Source organism: Halobacillus sp. GSS1 (assembly GCF_017307035.1).
Classification (GTDB): domain Bacteria; phylum Bacillota; class Bacilli; order Bacillales; family Halobacillaceae; genus Halobacillus; species Halobacillus litoralis.
Genome location: NZ_JAFLHE010000025.1, coordinates 1 through 21086 on the forward strand (window position 1 = coordinate 1; position 21086 = coordinate 21086).

A 21086-nucleotide genomic window follows, 5' to 3' on the forward strand; every position below is an offset into this window, starting at 1 on the left:
TGTTCAAATACGGAATCGTCCTGGTAGACATGACTGGCATAAGCAGAACAGCAACGGAATGTGTTTTTCATTCCTTTGCTGTTCTGCTTATGACGCGAGTGTCTGGACGATGGAGCAAGACGAACCTTTTCCCGGAGCCCCTAGAACCACCCAATCGTCTCGAAACTGAGTCTTCAAGAAAAGGGAGCTTTTGTGGGATTAGGAATATAAAATCCCCTTCCACGGGAGTTGTGGAAGGGGATTGGTTTTAGCCTTCGAGCAATAGATCGAATGGATCTTCAATCATTTCTTTAATTCTGCGCAAGAACTGTACCGCATCTTTTCCATCTACGATTCTGTGGTCATAGGAAAGAGCAATGTACATCATCGGACGAGCTTCGATTGAGTCATCCGGCATAACTTTCGCGCGTTTTTCAATGTTATGCAAACCAAGGATTCCTACTTGAGGTGCATTCAAAATCGGGGTGGAAAGCATAGATCCGAATATTCCACCGTTCGTGATTGTAAATGACCCACCTTGCAAATCATCAAGACCAAGCTCTTTGTTTCGGGCTTTAGTGGCTAGGTCTGCAATTCCTTTTTCAATTCCGGCAAAGTCCAGACGGTCCGCATCACGGACAACAGGAACGACGAGACCTTCATCTGTTGAAACGGCCATCCCGATATCATAGAACTGTTTCTTAATGATTTCGTTCCCTTGAATTTCGGCATTCAGTAGCGGGAATTCCTTCAATGCTCCAACCGCAGCTTTTGTGAAGAAGGACATAAATCCTAATTTGATGTCATGTTTCTTCAGGAAGGATTCTTTACGCTCACTTCTGAGCTTCATAACATTGGTCATATCCACTTCGTTGAACGTTGTAAGCATCGCAGATTCCTGCTGGGCTTCAACGAGTCTCTTAGCAATGGTCTGGCGTCTGCGGGACATTTTCACTCGCTCGACCGGCTTATCAAATTCTGTTTTCTTCGTTTCTTCTTTTTTCTTCTCCTGCTTCTTAGGCTGGTCCTCAGAAGCAGACTTGGATGAACCTTTAGATTGCTGCTTGCTTTCTCCTTTAGCAGCCGCATCAACATCTTCAGGACGGATGCGTCCAAGAGGATCGCGGGCGGAAATCTCACTCAAATCAATTCCAAGTTCACGCGCACGTTTACGAGCGGCAGGAGTAGCAATTACGTCTTTAGAATCCTTACTGGAAGACTCTTTCTTCTCTTCAGAAGACTGTTGCTGCTCTTCTTTTTTCTGAGATTCTTCTTCTTTGTTGGATTTTTCTTCTTTTTCTTTTGGTTCAGATTCTTCCTCATCAGAAGAAGTGCCTTCATCTGAACCTCCCGCTTCGCCATTTTCATCGACTTTAGCAATCACATCGCCGACTTCTACGTCGTCTCCAGCTTCTCTCAACAACTCAGCAATAACTCCACTGGCATCTGCATTCACTTCAACGTTTACTTTATCTGTCTCAAGCTCGAGAATAGGGTCGCCTTTTTCCACTTGATCCCCTTTTTTGACGAGCCATTCTGATATTGTACCTTCTGTTATGGATTCAGCTAATTCAGGAACCTTAATTTCCTTCATTTGTTTCTCCTCCTTTAGACATCTGTAGCGCTTCATGAATGATTCGATTCTGCTCCGTTTTATGGATGTTCGGCTCGCCGACGGAAGGTGAGGCACGGTGCGGACGACCGACAAAGCGGTGAATCTGTCCCTCTTTCAATAATTTGTGCAGTATCCCTTCGACGAAGTACCAGCTACCCATGTTCTGCGGTTCTTCTTGGACCCATACTAATTCTTCTAAATTAGGATAAGACTCTAACATCTCAGCTAATCGTTGTTCAGGGAACGGATAGATTTGTTCGATTCTTACGGCATCGATCGTTTCAAAGGATTGATCCGTACCATCTACCGTATCTTCGATATCGACCATGATCTTCCCGCTTCCGAGAAGGAGTGTTTTCACTTTTTCTTTATCTTTGTTTTCAGATAAAATTGGTTGCTTCATAATCGGTTGGAAGCGTCCAGTGCTGAACTGTTCTCCAGAAACAGCCACTCGTTGATTTCTTAAGAGACTCTTCGGTGTCATCAACACTAGAGGACGCGCTTCTTCCTGATTACTAATAGCTGCTTGTCTTCTTAACAAGTGGAAGTATTGAGCAGAAGACGTGACATTGGCAACCGTCCAGTTGTTTTCAGCAGCAAGCTGTAAGAAACGCTCCAATCGCGCACTGGAGTGCTCAGGCCCTTGTCCCTCATATCCGTGAGGAAGCAAGAAGACCATATTGGACTTTTCACCCCACTTGGCACGGCCGGCAGATACGAACTGGTCAAAGATGACTTGTCCAGCATTAGCAAAATCACCGAACTGTGCTTCCCAAAGGACTAGAGACTCTGGAGCCTGGACACTGTATCCGTACTCAAACCCAATAACCCCAGCTTCAGACAATGGACTATTATGAATGTCAAAAGATGCATTTGCCTGTTCTAATCCGTGAAGAGGACAGTACGTTTCCCCTGTTTCCACATCATGAAGAACAAGGTGTCGGTGAGCAAATGTTCCGCGCTCCGTGTCTTGACCTGTGATTCGAATAGGACGTCCATCTTCAAGAATTGATGCAAATGCTAGCGCTTCGGCTGTCGCCCAGTCAACTTTCTGTCCATCATCAAGCATTTTACTGCGCCTCTGAAGAATTTTCTCAAGCTTTTTAAAACCATTAAAGCCTTCAGGACGCTGCAGCATACCTTCATTTAAACCTTTCAGACGATCAATATCGATGGCTGTATCGATTTCGTCGAGATTACGTTCGACTCCACTCGGACGTTCTTTGACATCAGGAGAAGACGTTTCATGCTCGTTCATATTGTTATAGATGTCGCGGAGTTTTTGTTCCACTTCCGCTTTCATATCTTTAAGAGCACCGTCACCTACGACTGATGCTTCCTGTAGCTGTTTTTCAAAGACAGCAGCAGCCGTCGGATGTTCGTCAATTTCTTTATAAAGTCTCGGTTGTGTAGAGCGTGGTTCATCCATTTCATTATGACCGAAACGGCGATATCCTACGAGATCGATTAAGAAATCTTTATGGAATTTCTGACGGTATTCGTATGCAAATGCCATCGCTGATAAACAAGCCAGCGGATCATCGGCATTAACATGGACAACAGGAATCTCGAACCCTTTGGCAAGATCACTCGCATAACGTGTCGAGCGTCCATCTTTCCTATTCGTCGTAAAACCGACAAGGTTATTAGCAATAATGTGGACCGTTCCGCCTGTGCGATAGCCAGGGAGGTCACTCATGTTTAAGGTTTCTGCTACCACACCTTCTCCGATGAAAGCAGCGTCACCATGAATTAAAAGACCGAATGCCTCATCCTCATCCATTTTTGCATAACCTGGCTCTGATCGGTCATCCTGAGCCGCACGTGTAAATCCTTCTACTACAGGATTGACGTATTCTAAGTGTGAAGGGTTGTGGCTTAGAGTCACACGCGTAGCCGACTGTTCACCGTTCTCAATTTCTCTTCTCGCACCAAAGTGATACTTCACATCACCTGTCCACCCATAATTGATCCCCATCGAACCTTCCGATGGCATTAGCTCCTTATCAGGAGAAAGGTGGAATTCAGAAAAAATGCGGTCATAAGGTTTTCCAAGGATATGTGCAAGTACATTCAAACGACCACGGTGGGCCATGCCCATCATGATATTTTTTATTTTGTCACCTGATGCTGACTGGATGATATGATCAAGCATCGGCACCATCATGTCCAAGCCTTCAATAGAAAAACGCTTCTGCGCAACAAATGTTTTGGCAAGGAAATTTTCAAATCCTTCCACTTCGGCCAGACGGTATAGTAATTGCTTCTTCTCTTCATCTGTCAGTGACACTGTATAAGAACCAGTGTCAACTTTATCCTGAAGCCATTTTCTTTCATCTTCGTTATTCACATGACCAAATTCAAAAGAAATGGTCCCTGCATATCGCTCTTTTAATGTTTTGACTACTTGAAGTGCGTTATCCAGTTTCATTGGGGCATCAGGCCACACCCAATCCGCCGGGATTTCTTTTAAATCCTTTTCTTGTAGTCCATATGTTTCTAATTCAAGCAAATTTGTTTTAGGTCGCTCATCACTGCCTACCGCGTAGATATTTGCCTGCAGGTGTCCATGACGACGAATAGCCTCAACAAGTTTCAAAGCTGAGGTAATTTTAGCTATGTCCCTCTCAGAAGGTGAAGCAGATCCATTGGTTTCAGTAACCGTATCGCTTCCCATCCATTCAGGAGCCCCGTGCTCATCAAAGATTTCCTTCAAGGAAGGATCGACAGCACTAGGATCGTTTTCATATTGTTCGAATTGTTCTTCGATGTACCCCATGTTGGGGCCATGGAAATTTTCCCAAAAGTTTTGAGTGGAGCCTTGTTTAGACACGTAGAATACCCCCAAGTAGTTGTTGGCTATTGTTTCCTCGAAAACGTTTCCAAGTCCATGTACTATTATAGAATTGAAACGCTTCCGTATTCAACAAATTTCGCTTAATTTTTTAATAATGACCAAATCCATTCCATTATAACAAGAAAGACGCACCGATGGGTACGCCTTTTTCACTTTTTGCCACTAAAGTGATATATCGTTGTTATTCTTCATCCTCTAAGACACGGTAAGCCATATCATAAAGTTTCATCTGACTATTGATGGGCTGCGCGTTTTCAGGGCGTTTAACATGTTCATAGGACCCGTCATTCTTTTGTTCCCTGGCTTTGACATTGTCACTCAGCATGACAGATAAAATCTTTTGTAAACGATTTTTTATCACTGGTTCATAGATCGGGAATAAAAGTTCGACACGCTTGACCATGTTTCTAGTCATCATATCAGCAGAGGATAAAAAGACACGATCATCTCCATTATGATGAAAGTAATAAATACGGCTGTGCTCCAGGAAGCGACCGACAATACTAATGACACGGATGTTATCGCTAAAACCCTGGATCCCGGGACGCAGACAGCAGATTCCACGCACGATCAAATCAATCTGCACACCTGCTTGAGAGGCTTCGTAAAGCTTCATAATTAAATTTTTATCCGTCAAAGAATTCATTTTTAAGATGATGCGCCCATTGCCATGTTGTTTTTGGAAACGGATTTCATTGTTGATATAGCGAATAAAGTCATTTCGTATATCAAACGGAGCCATCGACAGATGATGGAATTGCGGTTTCTCGGTAAACCCGCTTAAATAATTAAAAAAGTCTGTGGCATCAATTCCAAACTTCCGCTTGGCTGTGATAATTCCCATATCTGTATAAAGCGATGCTGTCTGGTCATTATAATTCCCTGTTCCCAGGTGAACGAAACGTTCAATTTTCTCGTTCTTCTTCCTGACCACTAGAGTAATTTTGCTGTGCGTTTTCAAGTAAGTCATTCCATAAATGACATGACAACCTGCTTTTTCCAATTCTTTTGCCCATTGCACGTTGTTTTCTTCATCAAACCGTGCTTTCAGTTCAACAAGTACGGTGACCTGCTTCCCTTTCTCCGCCGCACGCTTGAGAGCTTCTATAATTGGTGAATCTCCACTCACCCGGTATAACGTCTGTTTAATAGCCAACACATGGGGATCATCCGCTGCTTCCGCTACGAAGTCAACAACTGGTTCAAAAGATTCAAACGGATGGTGTAGGAAAACATCCCGATCCATCACTTGTTCAAAAATATTTTCATCACTACTCAAATCCCGCGGAGGCTGAGGCATCAACGTTTCGTAATAAAGGTGATCCTTGATACCTTCAAACGTTTTATGGAATTTAAATAAGAAAGTTAAGTCCAGCGGTCCATTTGTAATGTATAAGTCATCTTTATGAATTTCCAGGACATTCAATAAAAAGCTGACCAATTTCTCATCATACTTTCCGTCTCGCACTTCCAGACGGACAGCCGCTCCCCACTTCCGTTTCTTCAATTCTTTCTCTATTTCTTTTAATAAATCACGTGCCCCTTCTTCGTGAATTGTCATATCAGCATTTCTTGTAATTCTGAACTCTGTGATCGACTCAACTTGATACCCCTTGAAGAGCTTACTCATAAAATGACCAATGATTTCTTCCAATAAAACATACTGATATTTATCATCTTGGTTCACAGTTACGAAACGATTCAGTACGGATGGCACTTGAACAATCGCCGTTTTCGTTGCTCCTTCCTGATCGAGTTCGTCCCGGATGACGACAGCCAGATTGATGGACTTATTCAAAAGCATCGGAAAAGGACGATAGGCATCCACTGCCATAGGGGTCAACACAGGAAAAATTTCTTCATCGAAATAAGTTTCAAAGCGCTTGATTTCCTCTTTGGTGAGGTCGTCAATGGACAAGATGGAAATTTCCTCTTTTTCCAATTCCGGTTTCATCGCTTGATAGGCCGCATACTGCTTTTCCACATTTTTGTGGTTAATCTCAGCAATTTTGTAAAGTTGCTGCTTCGGCGTCAATCCGGCTTTGTTTTCCGGTTTATTAAAACCGGCTTTGACCTGGTCCTTCAATCCTGCCACGCGTACCATAAAAAATTCATCAAGATTGGAAGAGACAATAGCTAAAAATTTCAACCGTTCGAGCAAAGGGTTGTCCATATCAAGAGCTTCATCCAAGACCCGTTCATTGAAGCCAAGCCAGCTGAGCTCTCGATTATTATAAAAAAGTGGATTATCCAATTCTTTCGTCTTCATTTCTGTTGACATAACGCACACCCTTTACACATGTATTCACATTCAGGTTAATACATCCATATGTTCCACATATGAATGCAAAGTTAACTTTTTGTAAAAATTTGATTGAAAATGTCGAACGATAAGACACAAAATAGAATGACAAAAAAAGCAGCCCGGGAACGGACTACTTTTTATTTTCCACAAAAGAAAGCTCGATAGTCTTCTTCAATGACTTTTCCAAATGTTTTTTCTGCTTCTCTGCTTGATATTCTTCAGGCATGTAAGCACCGTTACAATAGAGAGTAACACGAAGATCATCTCCATCATTGGATAGTTCCAGCCTTTCCACCGTCTGCCTGCGAGTGCTGTCCAGACTATAGCAAAACTTCAACATTGACCCGAGAAGGCGGATCTTTTTCCGTTCATCCTTCAAGAACCACTGTTTGTATGGATTGAGGAATTGTTTGAAGATCGTCTTATTTTTGAAAGAGGCCATTAAAGCCATCCGCAGCCTTTCCATATGCATCAATCCATCAATTGTACGGTTAGCAAGAAGATAAAAAGTGTGCTGGGAGCTTGATTCATTGTCAATATATTCCCCAAGGTTAAACACATAGCTCGCTCTTTTCACTTCCTGCCAGTCTTTTTTCCTCAGAGAGCCGATCCCATGATCGTGCAGCTGATGGAACAATTCGTGCGCCAGGTGCTGAACATGCTGGATGTGTTTCACATTCAACTCATAATCACTGATCAATTCCTGAATGCTCTCCTCTAACACATTTGGAAATAAGGCTGTCCCCATCTCACTCGTCAGCTGCTCGAAAAAAATACCGTCACGCAACCCTTTTCTGCTTAAGATAAAACCAGAAGCATGGACAGTATCATATAAAGAATGAAAGACTTCGGTTGCGGGAAGGATGATGTCCGCACGATCCTTGGATAACCCCTCAACCTTCTGCAACTTCTTCATATTTAAGGTGAAAAGATAGTTCTTAATAAACGCAAGGTCACTGTCTTTCATTTTATATTGGTGTAGACCTGCGAGAGGGTATTCTTTCAAGTTCTGATCAATTTGAACGAGGTTACGCGCCCCTCCACCGATTCCAATCAACGGGACGTTCTTTTTCTTCAGCCAGGGTAAAGATTGAAATTGTTCAATTAAATAATGACGAAGATCAGACATCTCTTCTTCTGTAGGAAGATCTTTTTTAAAAAAGTCTTGTTTTAGCGTGAGTGCTCCGAATGGGAAACTATGGGATTCTACCAATTCCCTGTCCTTGAAATATGTAACTTCTGTACTTCCTCCACCGATGTCTACCGTAATTCCTTCTGTCACAGGCGTGGAGTTCACCACAGCCAAATACCCATAGTAAGCTTCTTCCTGATCTGAAAGAATGCGCATATCGAAGCCAGTATAATCCGATACCTGATGGATGATTTCGGCTTGATTTTGCGCTTGTCTGATAGTAGCAGTCGCTACACAAACGATTTCCTCCAAAGGATATGATTCCGCGACTTGTTTGAAGCTTTTTAAAGTGGTCAAAAGGATTTGGATACCTTCTGTAGATAATAGGCCGTCATCCATGAGGTGATTCCTCAATCGGGCAACAGCTTTCACATTCTCAACTTCCCGTAGACGTCCACCTTTTTCCCTTAAATAAATGACTAGGCGCATTGTATTCGATCCGACATCAATAATTGCATAATATTTTTTGGCCATCGTCTCACCACACTTCATTTTTTGCCATTATACCACAAGAAACCGCCCTCTTAATAGAATAAGAGAGCGGCTGGGTGTTGTCATTATCTATTCAACAGGCTACCGACATACTTCAATAATTCATTGGCAGAACTGGAATTGTAACCATGCTCATCAACAAGAGTCGCAACCACTTCATTGATTTTCTTAAGTTGCTGCTCATCCGGCGTCTTCGTAGATGTGGTAATTTTGACAACATCTTTCAAATCTGCGAACAACTTCTTCTGAATCGCTTCACGTAACCGTTCATGAGACTGGTAGTCGAACTTCTTGCCTTTTCGAGCATAAGCGGAGATTCTGATCAAGATCTCTTCACGGAACGCCTTCTTCGCATTTTCTGATACACCGATCTGTTCTTCAATGGAACGCATGAGGCGCTCATCCGGGTTCAATTCTTCCCCGGTCAGAGGATCCCTAAGCTTCGCTTTGTTGCAGTAGGCCTCTACGTTATCTAGATAGTTATCCATTAATGTGACAGCTGACTCTTCATAAGAATAGACAAAAGCTTTCTGAACTTCTTTCTTCGCAATTTCGTCGTACTCTTTTCTAGCAAGCGAAATGAAATCAAGATAACGTTCTTTATCTTCACCGGAAATGGAAGCGTGGCTTCCAAGCCCGTCTTTCAGCGAACGCAGCACATCCAGCGCATTGATCGACGTCAACTCTTTCTTAATTATGGTTGAGGAGATGCGGTTAATGACATAACGAGGGTCAATGCCGCTCATCCCTTCATCCGCATGCTCTTTCTTCAGCTCTTCCACATCTACATCGCTGAATCCTTCTAAAATTTCACCGTCATACAAGCGCATTTTCTTCAGCACATCGACCGAAGCTTTTTTCGACTCTTTCAAACGGGTTAAAATGGTAAACATCGCTGCAACCCTAAGCGTATGCGGAGCTATGTGCACATCCCTGATGTCACTTTCTCTGATCATTTTTTCGTAGATCCGTTCTTCCTGACTCACCTTCAAGTTATAAGGGACAGGCATAACAATCATACGTGAATGCAGGGCCTCATTTTTCTTATTAGCAATGAAAGAACGATATTCCGCTTCGTTCGTATGGGCGATAATCAATTCATCCGCAGAAATAAGGGCAAAGCGGCCAGCCTTGAAGTTTCCTTCCTGGGTCAAGCTCAGTAAGTGCCATAAAAACTTCTCGTCACACTTCAGCATTTCCTGAAACTCCATGATCCCACGGTTTGCTTTATTCAATTCTCCATCGAAACGGTAAGCCCTGGGATCTGATTCAGAACCATACTGGGCAATCGTAGAGAAGTCAATAGAACCAGTTAAGTCCGCTATATCCTGGGATTTTGGATCAGACGGGCTGAACGTACCAATGCCTGTACGCTTATCCTCTGAGAAAAAGATACGTTCAACTAAAACATCTTCAATCCTTCCGTCATATTCTGTTTCAACTCTCATCGTATTTAATGGGGATAGACTTCCTTCAACACGAATGCCGTACTCATCCTGGAAATCCTTACGCAGATGGTTCGGAACAAGGTGTAAAGGATCCTCATGCATCGGACAACCCTTAATGGCAAAGACAGCCCCTTCATCAGTATGCGTGTACTTCTCCATCCCCCGTTTAAGTAAGTTAACGAGCGTTGACTTACCACCACTGACAGGTCCCATCAGTAAAAGGATACGTTTTCTAACATCCAGCCTTCTCGCAGCCGGGTGAAAATATTCTTCAACAAGCTTCTCCATTGCTTCATCCAGTCCATAAATGTCCTCATCGAAAAACTTGTAACGCTTATGATCGTGCTCTTCTGCTACCCCCGCATTTTTAATCATATTGTAAACGCGGGAATGGGCGGATTGAGCTAAATAAGGACGCTCTTTCAGCAATTCCAAATACTCTGAGAATGTACCTTCCCATTTCAGTTCCTCTTCTTGTTCCCGGTGGTCTTGTATTTTCTTTAAAATGTCCACTTCGCGACCTCCCCCGTCGTAAGAGACGAATTTTAATACATCCTATGCCTGGCTACTGTAAAACATGTGTAAATGAATTCGAAATGCGGAGGCATCCTGGTAGACGCGACAAGCATAAGTCAAACGGTGCAGTGGTGCGTTCTTTCACCACGGAAGCGGTTGACTTATGTCTCGAGCGTCTGGATGCCGGAGCTGGACAAACGAGAAATGCGGAAGCGGCCTGGTTAGACATGACAAGCATAAGACAAACGGCGCAGTGGTGTGTCCTTCCACCACGGAGGCGGTTGTCTTATGCTAGTGTGTGGCCGCTGCAACTGAACAAAAACGCAAAGAAATTACCATTCATTACAGGTGTCTGGTGGATACAACCCTTTCGAAAACATAATTTCAAAACACTAACCATGAAGAAACAACTGAAAAGTGAGGGAAAAGCCCCCTTATCCACCCTATGCCTACCTCGTTCATTCATGACAGAAAAAAAGAGGACCAACATGAAAGTTAGTCCTCTTCGTAATCCTTTTCTTGAATATACCTGCGCCTTTTGGACAAACCCATGACCAAAAAAGCAATAAATAGAAACAAATTAAGCCACCTGAAATCATCATAAAATATAGCTAATAATGCCCAAATTGCCGCACTAATCAAGAAAAGGATGCTGGAAATCAACGTTTGGCTCACGATCATCCCTCCTTCCTTTATTATAAATCAACAGAACCGTATTGTATGTCCATTTTTTTGCAATGAGTAAGTAGTCCTAAAGGTTGAATTTACGCTTGTTAGTAAATTTTGACACGATGATATCCCCTTGTTAGAATTGTTACGAATATTTTAATAGGATAAAGTGCTACATAATAGAAAGAAGGACTGCTAATGGAAACATGGTACTTTGTCGATTCAGGTCATTGCACCCCTGCTATGAATATGGCATTGGATGAAGCCTTGATGAATTGGCACCGCAATGGAGACATTCCTCCTGTACTCCGCTTTTATGGATGGGAGCCTGCTGGTTTATCTGTAGGATATTTTCAGAAAGTCAAAGGAAAGATTGATCTGGAGGGCGTCAAAAAGCATGGGTATGAGCTTGTTCGCCGTCAGACGGGTGGACGAGCTGTCCTACATGACAATGAACTCACATATAGTGTAATTGTTTCAGAAAATCACCCGGATATGCCAGACTCTGTAAAAGAAGCCTACCTTGTCCTATCAAAAGGTTTGCTTGAGGGATTCACAAACCTTGACATACAAGCAGAATTCGCTGTTCCTGAAGGAAAATTAGATGTAGCAGGATCCGCGGTATGCTTTGAAGAACCTTCATGGTATGAACTTATTGTCGAAGGTAAAAAAGCAGCGGGAAGTGCACAGACAAGAAAGAAAGGGATTATCCTTCAACATGGATCCATCCCCATCGATGTCGATGATGTTAAACTGTTCGACATGTTTATCTATAAAAATGAACGCATTAAAGAACGCGCACGAAAAGCCTTCGGTGACAAAGCCATAGCGATCAACCAAATCGTCGATCAACCTGTAACTTTCGAAGATACTAAAAAAGCTTTTAAAAATGGCTTCGAAAAAGGACTGGGGATTAAACTTGAGCCTTTCACCCTAAAAGAAGCTCAATGGGACGAAGTGAGAAAAATTGCAGAAGAACGTTATGAAAACGACGAGTGGAACTACTCGCGCTAACGAATAAGGAGTGAATGAAATGGCCCAAAATCAAGAGTACATAAGAAAACCAGAATGGCTGAAAATTAAGATCAATACGAATAAATCTTACACAGGCTTGAAAAAGCTGATGCGTGATAAAAAACTGAACACCGTATGTGAAGAAGCCCGTTGTCCAAACATTCACGAATGCTGGAGTGAACGAAAAACGGCGACATTCATGATCCTTGGAGATACATGTACACGAGGATGCCGCTTCTGTGCGGTCAAAACAGGACTTCCTAACGAACTAGATTGGGGCGAACCAGAACGTGTGGCTGATTCTGTGGAAATCATGGGACTTAAGCACGTCGTTGTGACCGCTGTTGCGCGTGACGATTTAAATGATGGTGGTGCTGCCGTTTTCGCTGAAACAGTGAAAGCCATCCGCCGCCGTGTACCAGGTTGTACCGTTGAAATCCTCCCTTCAGATATGAAAGGTGATTATGAAAGTCTTCACACATTAATGGACGGAGAGCCGGATATTTTCAACCATAACATCGAAACCGTCCGACGCCTGACGAAAAAAGTGCGTGCTCGCGCGATGTACGATCGTTCTCTTGAATTGTTGAAACGTGTAAAAGAAATTCGCCCGAATACTCCAACCAAATCAAGCATCATGGTCGGTTTAGGTGAAACGAAAGAAGAAATCGTTGAAGCCATGGACGACCTTCTTGCCCATAACGTTGATATCATGACAATCGGTCAATATCTACAGCCTACAAAGAAACATTTAAACGTCGAGCGTTACTATCATCCGGACGAATTTGAAGAGCTTAAGGAAATTGCCCTTGAGAAAGGATTCAAACACTGCGAAGCAGGCCCTATGGTCCGTTCATCTTATCACGCAGATGAGCAGGTGAACGCCACATCCGCCCAGCGCCGCATCAAGTACATGCAAGGCTACGAATCCCAAGGAAAAGAACTGGATACTACGAACTTCTAAAAAAATTGCCCCTCATGATTGGTTCATGAGGGGCATCTATTTTACCATGGCCCTCCATAGTATGGAGGGCGGTTATATCCGTATCCGGGTCCACCGCCGTATCCGGGTCCACCGTATCCGGGTCCGCCACCGTAGTAAGGTGGTGGCGGAGGCGGAGGTCCAAACCCTCCGTAAAAGCCAGGTGCCAGAGCTCCTCCCAGGAATCCACCGAGCAGTCCACCAGCAAATGGTCCTAAAAAGAAGAAACGTTCGTCCTCATTGCGGAAGTCCTCTTCGACTTGGTACGGGTGATAATAATATTGGTAATGGTTCATTTATGCTCCTCCAATCCATCCTTGGTTATTCACCTACCCTTCACTCTATGTAAACGCCCGCCCTGACGTATAGGCATGTGTCATCAAGCAAAGGATAATTTTAACTGGACAAACAATTCACATCCACCCATAATTAGGGTATAATATGAATTAATCATGCTTGTCTGGCTACATAAAGGAGGACCACTCATGAATCTTACATTGATCATTCTTGTCTGTGTCGCATTTCTTACTGCTATCTTCAGTGCCGGATATGACACAAAACCAGGTACACCAAAAAAATAAGCAGCAAAAACGCATCCTTTATGGGTGCGTTTTTTTGTGTTTTATTGGTGCTTTCCTTTAAAAAAAGACGACCACATACGGCCGCCTCTCTGCTTCATTTAATTAAGTTCGGATAACCTTGTTGTCTCAAAGCCTCAAAAAGAATAATAGAAGCTGTATTGGACAGGTTGAGTGATCTCACTTGATCGGTCATCGGTATTCTCAAACAACGATCCTCCAACCCTTCTAACAGGTCTTTAGGAATCCCGTCACTTTCACGCCCGAAAACGAACAACAAATCCTGTTCAACATCACTAAAGTCAAAATCTACGTATGATTTCGTACCAAAATTCTCGATATAGTAAATTTCCCCTTTAGGAAAGGCTTCATAAAGTTCTTGAATGGAATCGTAATAATTCACATTGACCTTATGCCAATAATCCAACCCTGCACGGCGGACCATCTTATCATCCGTCGAAAAACCCAGAGGGCGGATCAGGTGCAATTCAGAATTCGTAGCAAGACACGTCCGAGCGATATTTCCAGTATTTGCTGGTATTTCCGGTTGAAAGAGTACAATATGGTTAGGCATACGTTTCACCTCAGTCTAATCTTAGTCAACTAGACTATTATACCATACTCTTCAGCCATCAATTTTATAAAATTTGTACTGAATATCAGGGGTGTAAGCGGTGGAGTCCTCATAGGCCCAATAGCGATGGCGGCTGTTGGATGTATGTGCATTTACAAGCGGCATCCCATTGGAATCTTTTCTGACAACAAAGGTGTTATGATCAAACCTTCCGTCTCCTTGAAAATCATAGCAAATGATGTCACCTGGTGAAAGTTGATCAGCAGAGGAAACCTCCGTGGCTGTCAGGCCTTTCCTCGCTCCTCCCAAATACCAACGCAGGGCATGAGCGACCGTCCAGCTATAGCTCCAATTTCCGCTTCCATACCACCATCCTTTCGTCCGGTTTGGTGCGCCCCAGATTGATGCTCCACCTGCACGTATGCACTGGGATACATAATTCGTACAATCGACATCGAAACTTCTATAGGCGGGGTTGTAGCTGTCCCACCAACGGTCGGCATATCGAACAGCTTCTCTACGATTGTAAGTAAATCGTGATCGTTCTCGATCTTGATACGTCGCCACATCCACAGGCAAAGGTTTTGAGACCTTATTGCCCTCCAACATTTCTGTCCTCACTAGGTGGTCCATTAACTCTTCCCCCACAAACCGTGCCTCCCCATGATAATGACCTTCTTCTAAGAAATGATATCTTCCGGATTTAATAAGCAGGGATATAGTCAAAAGATACTGTATGTGGGTTTGATTTTCGTAGGCGACACGATGATATGGATGGATATTAAAAGTGAGTCGCTGGAGCCGCTGCCCCCGTCCTTCAATACCATCCACTTTTTTCCTCAGCCATTGATGATCTTCCTGATCGAACAATCGATCCATGATTCTTTCCCAGTACACTTGCAGTTGATATGTATGACTCATGCCTCTCCCCTCCTTTTACATCTTATGAAAAGCAAAGAAGGACATGAACATCAAAAAAGCAGCCTCCATGTGATGGAGCCTGCTTCAGTGATTTTGTTTAATCGTTTGGTGCTCTTTTTCAAATTCCAATAGTTTCTGCTTTTTATCTAGACCGCCGGCATAACCGACCAACTTGCCATTACTACCGATAATTCGATGACAAGGTACAATGATGGAAAAGGGGTTTTGGTTCACCGCGCCTCCTACAGCTCTAATCGCTTTCGGAGCATGCATGGAAGCAGCGATATCCTTATAGGACCTGGTTTCCCCGTAAGGGACATGATGGAGAAGCGTCCTCCATACTTGTCGTTGAAAATCTGTACCGTAGCAATTTAAAGGCACATGAAATTCGTTCCGATGTCCTTCAAAGTAGCTGGTAAGTTCTTGTTTCGTCTGTGCGACATATTTGTGTTCGGGGTCATACACCAGTTCACCTTTGAGAAAATGCTTCTTTTTCCAAGATTGATAGGTAGCGAGCCGGTCTTCATAATGCCCATAGTCGATTCGGCAGACGCCTTCATCATTCGCTAGTACAGTCATTGGGCCCAAAGGAGTTTCAAAAGTGTCATAGTATAAGAACGATTGATGGTTCATATTCAACCCCTTCTTCTTTAACTGTTTTTTCTATTATACAAGAGCTTTCATATGTTGGAAAGGTACATTTGGTTACAGTTTTTTAAATTGAGCGCCCTTTTCCATTTCAAAAAGCACTTGTTCATCCTCTTCTTTAGCCATTGCTTCTTCGATAGCTGCAAAACACTCGGTTTTGCCAATCTTTCCAAGCCCCCAGGCTGCCGTGCCACGAATGACAGGACGAGGATCTTCCTTCATCAACCGAATCAATTCATCTATAGCAGTCTCATCACGATAATGCGCTAGAGCAAGAATGGCGTTTCGCTGGATCGGTTTTTTCCCACGCCATGAACCTGAAATAAAACCGAATTTTTCTTTGAATTGCCGGTTTGAAATCGATAGCAATGGGGTTAATTTCGGCTTGACGATTTCCGGATCTGGTTCGAATTCTTCATGATTATGAAAATCCTTTTTACGGTTTTTTGGACAAACGGTCTGACAAGTATCACAGCCATAAAGACGGTTCCCGATTTTCGTCCGGAATTCATCCGGCAAAAAATCCTTCGTCTGTGTTAAGAATGCGATGCACCGATTGGCATTCAACTGACCGCCCTGAACGAGGGCATCGGTTGGGCATGCATCGACACAGATGTTACAGTCTCCGCAACTATCATCGACCGGTTCATCCGGAGCAAATGGAATGTTCGTAACCAGCTCTCCTAGATATACATATGAACCAAATTCAGGAGTGATAACGGCACAATTTTTCCCACTGAAACCGATACCTGCGCGCTCGGCTACAGCGCGGTCAGATAGCTCTCCCGTATCCACCATTGATTTCAGTTCCACATCCGGAAATTTTTCCTGTAAAAAAGCCCCCAGAAGATTGAGGCGGTCACGCACAACATCATGATAATCCTGCCCCCAGGAAGCCCGGCAGAAAATCCCTCGCCGGTCTCCTTTTTTACTTTTGGGAGCATCGTGCATTTTTGAAGGATAGGCCAGGGCGATGGAAATAATGGATTGAGCTCCGGGAAGCAGCCGGCCAGGTTCTGTACGCTCTTGTACAGATCCTTTTTCAAAGCCGGACTGATAGCCAAGTTCCTGCTGTCTTTTCAGGCGCGCTTTCAACTCGCCGAAAACATCAGCAGAAGCAAATCCAATTTTGTCAATTCCGATTTCTTTACTGTAGGCAATGACTTCCTCTTTGAATTGATGAAAATTCACCCTGACGCACCTCCTTTCTATCTTAAGTCTTTCACTTTCGCTGTCCGGATCCGGTTCAGCGTAGCAGCAATTTCGAAACGTCTTGGTCTAGCCAGCTCACCTGGATGCTGGTCTTTAAACGGGGCAAATGAAGCCAGACCTTTTTGATCCAATTGAAGCTCAATAGAATCAAGCAGTTCATGGAGCGAATTCCCACGCTTCAGTACACCTTTTTTATCTAAATGAAGGAGTAAATCAGCGATCATCCTTGTCTGTGATGCATCTACAAGCTGTTCCACATGATCTAACTCGATGTCTTCACGCCCCATCAAAATCTTATGCATACCTTTGGCCTGGACCTTTTCTTTTTTTCCTTTACGCGTTTGCAGGCTTTGAGGTAAAAAGGAACGTTTCGGTACAGCACCAAAGGAAGCATCAGACGATTCCATACGTCCATTCGGATATTTACTGGCGATTTCCTTCGCTTTTTCCGTGACATTGTGAGGAATATACTGATCCATCATAATGACATCATCAGCCACTTGGAAGTAGTCGCCCGATCCCCCCATAACTAGAACCGTAGAAACTTCCAATTCATCGCGCATCTGTTTGATCTTATCGATGAACGGGGTGATCGGTTCTTTCTCTTTCACTACGAGTTCCTGCATGCGCTCATCTCTAATCATAAAGTTTGTTGCACTCGTATCTTCATCAATCAGCAAGCTGGATGCACCTGCCTCCAGGGATTCGATGACATTGGCGGCTTGTGATGTACTTCCACTGGCATTTTCCGTTGAAAACTTTGTCGTATCTGTACCATGGGGAAGGTTTTTAATGAATGGAGATATGTCCACGGTGGATACTTGACGTCCATCTTCCGCTCTCACTTTTACGGAAGAAGGATCTGTCAGCACATACTCACGTCCATCCCCTGCAATATGAGGATACACGCCGCGCTCCATAGCGTTCAACAGGGTACTTTTACCATGATAACCGCCACCGACGATTAACACAATTCCACGCTTCAAGGCCATTCCAGTTAAAGGTTCTTCCTTGTGAGGAAGGTCGATTGTCACCCGATTTGATTCAGGGCTTTCAAAAGGGACAGCCCCCCGCATCGGCTTTTGACTAATGCCACTCTCCCGTGGAAGTATCGCCCCGTCAGCAACAAATGAAATCCACTCATTCTTCTTCATTTCATCAAGGATTGTTTGATGCTGGTCGGCAAGTTGGCAAACCGCTTCAATTTCTTTATCTTTCATAGCAAAAACAGATTGGTTCATGATCTCCGGGAGAATAGAAAGGAAAAGCTTTTCCGCTTGTTTCCCATTGATTCGCCTGCCATTCGCCGGCAGTCCAACCGTAAGACAGACCGTCACATCCTCTGCGTTCAAAGAAACGGACGTTCTTTCCAAAATTTCCTGTCCCGGTTGATCGATCGCAATCATTCCACTTTTCCCGGAACCTTTCACACTGGTTTGAGTTTTATAAATGGTTTTTGCAATCACTCTCGTAATCTGATCTTCGGCATAATACTTCCTGCGGGAATTTTTCTTCCACTCCGGAAATATCCTCCGCTCAGAATGAGGAATACGGATGCGGATTTTAGAAGGAGCGGCAAAAGGATCTCCCTGGACATAATCGATCATCAAATCATATCTGTCGAATGAATACGTCCCTTGAATTTGTTTATAGGCTTTATAACTTTTACCATCGATTTGTTTCAAATGTTGCTGTAATTTTTTCATCATGGATTCCTCCCTTGAACAAGTAGGTCTATTATAGGGTTTATCCAAATTTCATCAATAAAAAACGCAATGCTTCGTTACCCATTTAACGAAACACTGCGTTGGTTCACATAAGTATAAAATAATAGCATTGGAGCGGGTGAAGGGAATCGAACCCTCGTCATCAGCTTGGAAGGCTGAGGTTTTACCATTAAACTACACCCGCGTAATTAAAAATCATAATTCATATTTTGCCGAGGTTCGTTCATGCCCCTTCCTCTACTCCGTTATTCAAAGTGGCGTAGGGGTCATGAGTTGTTCGGACAACTCTTATCGTTTACATGTGTAATCATAACATTCGTAATCTAGCGACGCAACATGAAATTTACGCTTTTTTGTCGAAATTTAACTTCTTCTTTACTTTATTAGACTCGTATAGATGATGCTTTTAGGTAGTGTACCAAAAAAACCCTCCCCTTAAACTTCTCAACACGAGTTATAGTCATGCGCCTTAACACTGAAGCCATTTTAAAATGTTTGATAAAGTGAAGCGGGGCGGCAGAAATTGACGCGCTTCCCCACCTCCTCCACTTCCATAAACGTAGAGAGAATCATGCCTCTACCAGTCTTCTTAAGCTACAAAACCCCAATCAACTTTTCTTAGACTGATACACGTAGATCATGGAGAACACTAGAAAAGCAATAAAATGGATAGAGTCGATGAACAGTTTGAAGAGATCAACTAAAGTAGTAGAATCCATAAGATTCACCCCCAACAAGCATTTTAGCTGTAGTTCTGCTAAACATGTTGCTGTAAACAATAGAGCATCTTAAGTGAGTGGATTAGTTTTTTAGAGGTAGTGAGATGGTGCTTTCCCTTATAATCCCTTGTAAACTCATTTTTATACGATGAAGACATCACCATACAAAAAATAAGAAAAAACTACTAATGACATCCTCCCTTATTCTTTTATCAACATAAAAAGAAACCGAAGTGCAGCACCTCGGTTTCTCAAATATTTTTAATCTATTTACCTTTTATAAGATAACCGTACTTTTCAAAGCAGCGATTAAATGCTCAAAATCTTCCTCGACTTGCCTTCTGACATCATCCCTCTTGTAATCTTTGTTTTGTTCTTTGGAGCTCTCAGGCTCAATCAATAAGGTGCGACCCTCCATAAAGGTAACCTCAATCTTACGAGGAGGGGTGTTTTCTGACAAACTATAGTCTTCAAAGTATTCTTTCATAGAAATAATGCGATCTGTAAACAACGTTTCTTTTTTCAAGGCCATGTCCTGGGAAAGGCTGAGCACCGTTAACGTCCGGTCGTTACGATTCACAATAAACAGCTGTTGTTGATCAGAGTCGATGACCTCTAACAAACGGTATTGATCTGATTCGAATAACTCCTCCGTAAATTCAAGAATTGCCGCGGTTTTCAAATGACTTAACTCTTCCGTACCCAATCTTTCTTTTAGTTGGATGGACATGTATTTGTAACCTCCTTAAGAATTTGTTCATTCTTCTCATCCCCCTTACTTAACTTGTGAAAACGCGAAACGAGAAAAATAAACAAATTTTACCACATGAAACAGGGGCCGGGGTTCCGAAGGGCTGATTCATTCGACAAACCTCTCCCTTTTTCATAGGTATAGATAGAAAAGCCCCATAATGGAAGTAGAAAAGAAACATCCATTACAGGGAATACAAAAACTATATCAGTTTAAGCATTGTAATCGGCAAATGAAAAGGAATACAAGGAGAGAGCACCCACTCCTCAATTGTATGTATAATTTGGCAAGGCTGGGTTTTCCATCACATTTAGAGACGATCAGAAAGAACTTTAAACGACTCGACCGCTTCTTTGTAATAGGTAAACTGACGGCTTTGAATGGTTTGCTCCAGTTTCTTGAGCGCTACGGAAGCCATTTGCTTTAAATCCTCATGACTCGTCATATCCATCAGCTTTTTGATCATTACTTGCTTTTCTTTTGTGTCTTGCTCTAATTCCTTCCAATCTTCTTCTGTATCTACGCGGTGTTCTCCCAAGTCTGCCTCTACTCCCCGTCCAAGACCATCGATTAACACTTTCATATCCTCATTCTCGTCCATACTTTCCCGAATGGACTGTAGTGTTCTGTTATCAACAAATTCTTCTTCCACTCCCCCATCCAATTCTTCAGGATCTGCTTTGTCAATAATCACCGTTTCGTAGGATTGATCATCACTGGGGAGAGCTTGGACATTTACATTCTCTTGCTGATCGACTTCCGTTATCTGCCACACTCCAAATCCTAGTGCTAGTACACCAAGAATGGAAGTTCCTTTTACGAACTTACTCATTTTCCATCCCTTTCTCCTATGATTTTTTATAATTTTATATTTTCCGATACTTTGT

At 43.0% G+C, this 21086-nt stretch carries 16 protein-coding genes and 1 tRNA gene; 2 read left to right on the plus strand and 15 right to left on the minus strand.

From position 1 onward, the window contains the following. Window positions 1-247: 247 nt before the first annotated feature. The 6 genes from odhB to J0K78_RS19725 form a co-directional block, all read right to left on the minus strand. Window positions 248-1573, minus strand: coding sequence for a 2-oxoglutarate dehydrogenase complex dihydrolipoyllysine-residue succinyltransferase (odhB, locus tag J0K78_RS19700; RefSeq protein ID WP_206948598.1), 1326 nt, complete (start codon window positions 1571-1573; stop codon window positions 248-250). Then, window positions 1560-4427, minus strand: coding sequence for a 2-oxoglutarate dehydrogenase E1 component (locus J0K78_RS19705; RefSeq protein ID WP_206948599.1), 2868 nt, complete (start codon window positions 4425-4427; stop codon window positions 1560-1562). Before J0K78_RS19705 ends, odhB begins: the two co-directional genes overlap by 14 nt. Window positions 4428-4632: 205 nt before the next feature. Beyond that, window positions 4633-6732 carry an RNA degradosome polyphosphate kinase gene (locus J0K78_RS19710; protein ID WP_206948600.1) on the minus strand — a complete coding sequence of 700 codons (2100 nt, stop codon included), beginning with the start codon at window positions 6730-6732 and terminating at the stop codon, window positions 4633-4635. A 154-nt stretch (window positions 6733-6886) separates the two neighbouring features. Next, window positions 6887-8422 carry an exopolyphosphatase gene (gene ppx, locus J0K78_RS19715; protein ID WP_206948601.1) on the minus strand — a complete coding sequence of 512 codons (1536 nt, stop codon included), beginning with the start codon at window positions 8420-8422 and terminating at the stop codon, window positions 6887-6889. An 83-nt stretch (window positions 8423-8505) separates the two neighbouring features. Beyond that, window positions 8506-10401 (minus strand): PrkA family serine protein kinase, encoded by a 1896-nt coding sequence (locus J0K78_RS19720; protein ID WP_206948602.1) that lies wholly within the window; start codon window positions 10399-10401, stop codon window positions 8506-8508. A 498-nt stretch (window positions 10402-10899) separates the two neighbouring features. Beyond that, complete coding sequence (locus J0K78_RS19725; RefSeq protein ID WP_089654806.1) at window positions 10900-11079, minus strand: hypothetical protein; 180 nt, start codon at window positions 11077-11079, stop codon at window positions 10900-10902. 192 nt (window positions 11080-11271) lie between these two features. Between J0K78_RS19725 and J0K78_RS19730 the strand changes: the two genes are divergently transcribed. After that, a complete protein-coding gene (locus J0K78_RS19730) occupies window positions 11272-12087 on the plus strand; it encodes a lipoate--protein ligase family protein (protein ID WP_305037817.1) in 816 nt (271 codons plus the stop codon). A 19-nt stretch (window positions 12088-12106) separates the two neighbouring features. Continuing rightward, the gene (lipA, locus tag J0K78_RS19735) at window positions 12107-13051 is read left to right on the plus strand and encodes a lipoyl synthase (RefSeq protein WP_206948603.1); all 945 of its coding nucleotides are present in this window, start codon (window positions 12107-12109) and stop codon (window positions 13049-13051) included. Between the two features lie 41 nt (window positions 13052-13092). Here lipA and J0K78_RS19740 read toward each other — a convergent pair whose 3' ends face one another. The 9 genes from J0K78_RS19740 to J0K78_RS19780 all read right to left on the minus strand — a co-directional run bounded on the left by J0K78_RS19740 (window position 13093) and on the right by J0K78_RS19780 (window position 21031). Beyond that, entirely contained in the window at window positions 13093-13365 is a 273-nt protein-coding gene (locus tag J0K78_RS19740; protein ID WP_206948604.1) for a hypothetical protein, read from the minus strand. 379 nt (window positions 13366-13744) lie between these two features. Then, window positions 13745-14221, minus strand: a complete 477-nt coding sequence (gene trmL / locus J0K78_RS19745; RefSeq protein ID WP_206948605.1) for a tRNA (uridine(34)/cytosine(34)/5-carboxymethylaminomethyluridine(34)-2'-O)-methyltransferase TrmL — start codon at window positions 14219-14221, stop codon at window positions 13745-13747. Between the two features lie 51 nt (window positions 14222-14272). Further along, the gene (locus J0K78_RS19750) at window positions 14273-15142 is read right to left on the minus strand and encodes an amidase domain-containing protein (protein WP_206948606.1); all 870 of its coding nucleotides are present in this window, start codon (window positions 15140-15142) and stop codon (window positions 14273-14275) included. 84 nt (window positions 15143-15226) lie between these two features. Further along, entirely contained in the window at window positions 15227-15775 is a 549-nt protein-coding gene (locus J0K78_RS19755; RefSeq protein WP_160915393.1) for a methylated-DNA--[protein]-cysteine S-methyltransferase, read from the minus strand. A gap of 72 nt (window positions 15776-15847) precedes the next feature. Further along, window positions 15848-16981, minus strand: a complete 1134-nt coding sequence (gene queG / locus J0K78_RS19760) for a tRNA epoxyqueuosine(34) reductase QueG (RefSeq protein ID WP_206948607.1) — start codon at window positions 16979-16981, stop codon at window positions 15848-15850. A 17-nt stretch (window positions 16982-16998) separates the two neighbouring features. Further along, window positions 16999-18708, minus strand: coding sequence for an ABC-ATPase domain-containing protein (locus tag J0K78_RS19765; protein WP_206948608.1), 1710 nt, complete (start codon window positions 18706-18708; stop codon window positions 16999-17001). Between the two features lie 131 nt (window positions 18709-18839). After that, window positions 18840-18913: transfer RNA gene (locus J0K78_RS19770), tRNA-Gly, on the minus strand. A gap of 812 nt (window positions 18914-19725) precedes the next feature. Continuing rightward, window positions 19726-20178 (minus strand): hypothetical protein, encoded by a 453-nt coding sequence (locus J0K78_RS19775; RefSeq protein WP_160915399.1) that lies wholly within the window; start codon window positions 20176-20178, stop codon window positions 19726-19728. Window positions 20179-20509: 331 nt separating this feature from the next. Continuing rightward, a complete protein-coding gene (locus tag J0K78_RS19780) occupies window positions 20510-21031 on the minus strand; it encodes a hypothetical protein (protein ID WP_206948609.1) in 522 nt (173 codons plus the stop codon). Window positions 21032-21086 lie beyond the last annotated feature (55 nt).

What these genes read in the sequence shown, in the direction of transcription:
- odhB (WP_206948598.1), bottom strand. Translation starts at nt 1,573, where the DNA reads ATGAAGGAAATTAAGGTTCCTGAATTAGCTGAATCCATAACAGAAGGT.
- J0K78_RS19710 (WP_206948600.1), bottom strand. Translation starts at nt 6,732, where the DNA reads ATGTCAACAGAAATGAAGACGAAAGAATTGGATAATCCACTTTTTTAT.
- ppx (WP_206948601.1), bottom strand. Translation starts at nt 8,422, where the DNA reads ATGGCCAAAAAATATTATGCAATTATTGATGTCGGATCGAATACAATG.
- J0K78_RS19730 (WP_305037817.1), top strand. Translation starts at nt 11,272, where the DNA reads ATGGAAACATGGTACTTTGTCGATTCAGGTCATTGCACCCCTGCTATG.
- lipA (WP_206948603.1), top strand. Translation starts at nt 12,107, where the DNA reads ATGGCCCAAAATCAAGAGTACATAAGAAAACCAGAATGGCTGAAAATT.
- J0K78_RS19740 (WP_206948604.1), bottom strand. Translation starts at nt 13,365, where the DNA reads ATGAACCATTACCAATATTATTATCACCCGTACCAAGTCGAAGAGGAC.
- trmL (WP_206948605.1), bottom strand. Translation starts at nt 14,221, where the DNA reads ATGCCTAACCATATTGTACTCTTTCAACCGGAAATACCAGCAAATACT.
- J0K78_RS19750 (WP_206948606.1), bottom strand. Translation starts at nt 15,142, where the DNA reads ATGAGTCATACATATCAACTGCAAGTGTACTGGGAAAGAATCATGGAT.
- J0K78_RS19755 (WP_160915393.1), bottom strand. Translation starts at nt 15,775, where the DNA reads ATGAACCATCAATCGTTCTTATACTATGACACTTTTGAAACTCCTTTG.
- J0K78_RS19765 (WP_206948608.1), bottom strand. Translation starts at nt 18,708, where the DNA reads ATGAAAAAATTACAGCAACATTTGAAACAAATCGATGGTAAAAGTTAT.
- J0K78_RS19775 (WP_160915399.1), bottom strand. Translation starts at nt 20,178, where the DNA reads ATGTCCATCCAACTAAAAGAAAGATTGGGTACGGAAGAGTTAAGTCAT.
- J0K78_RS19780 (WP_206948609.1), bottom strand. Translation starts at nt 21,031, where the DNA reads ATGAGTAAGTTCGTAAAAGGAACTTCCATTCTTGGTGTACTAGCACTA.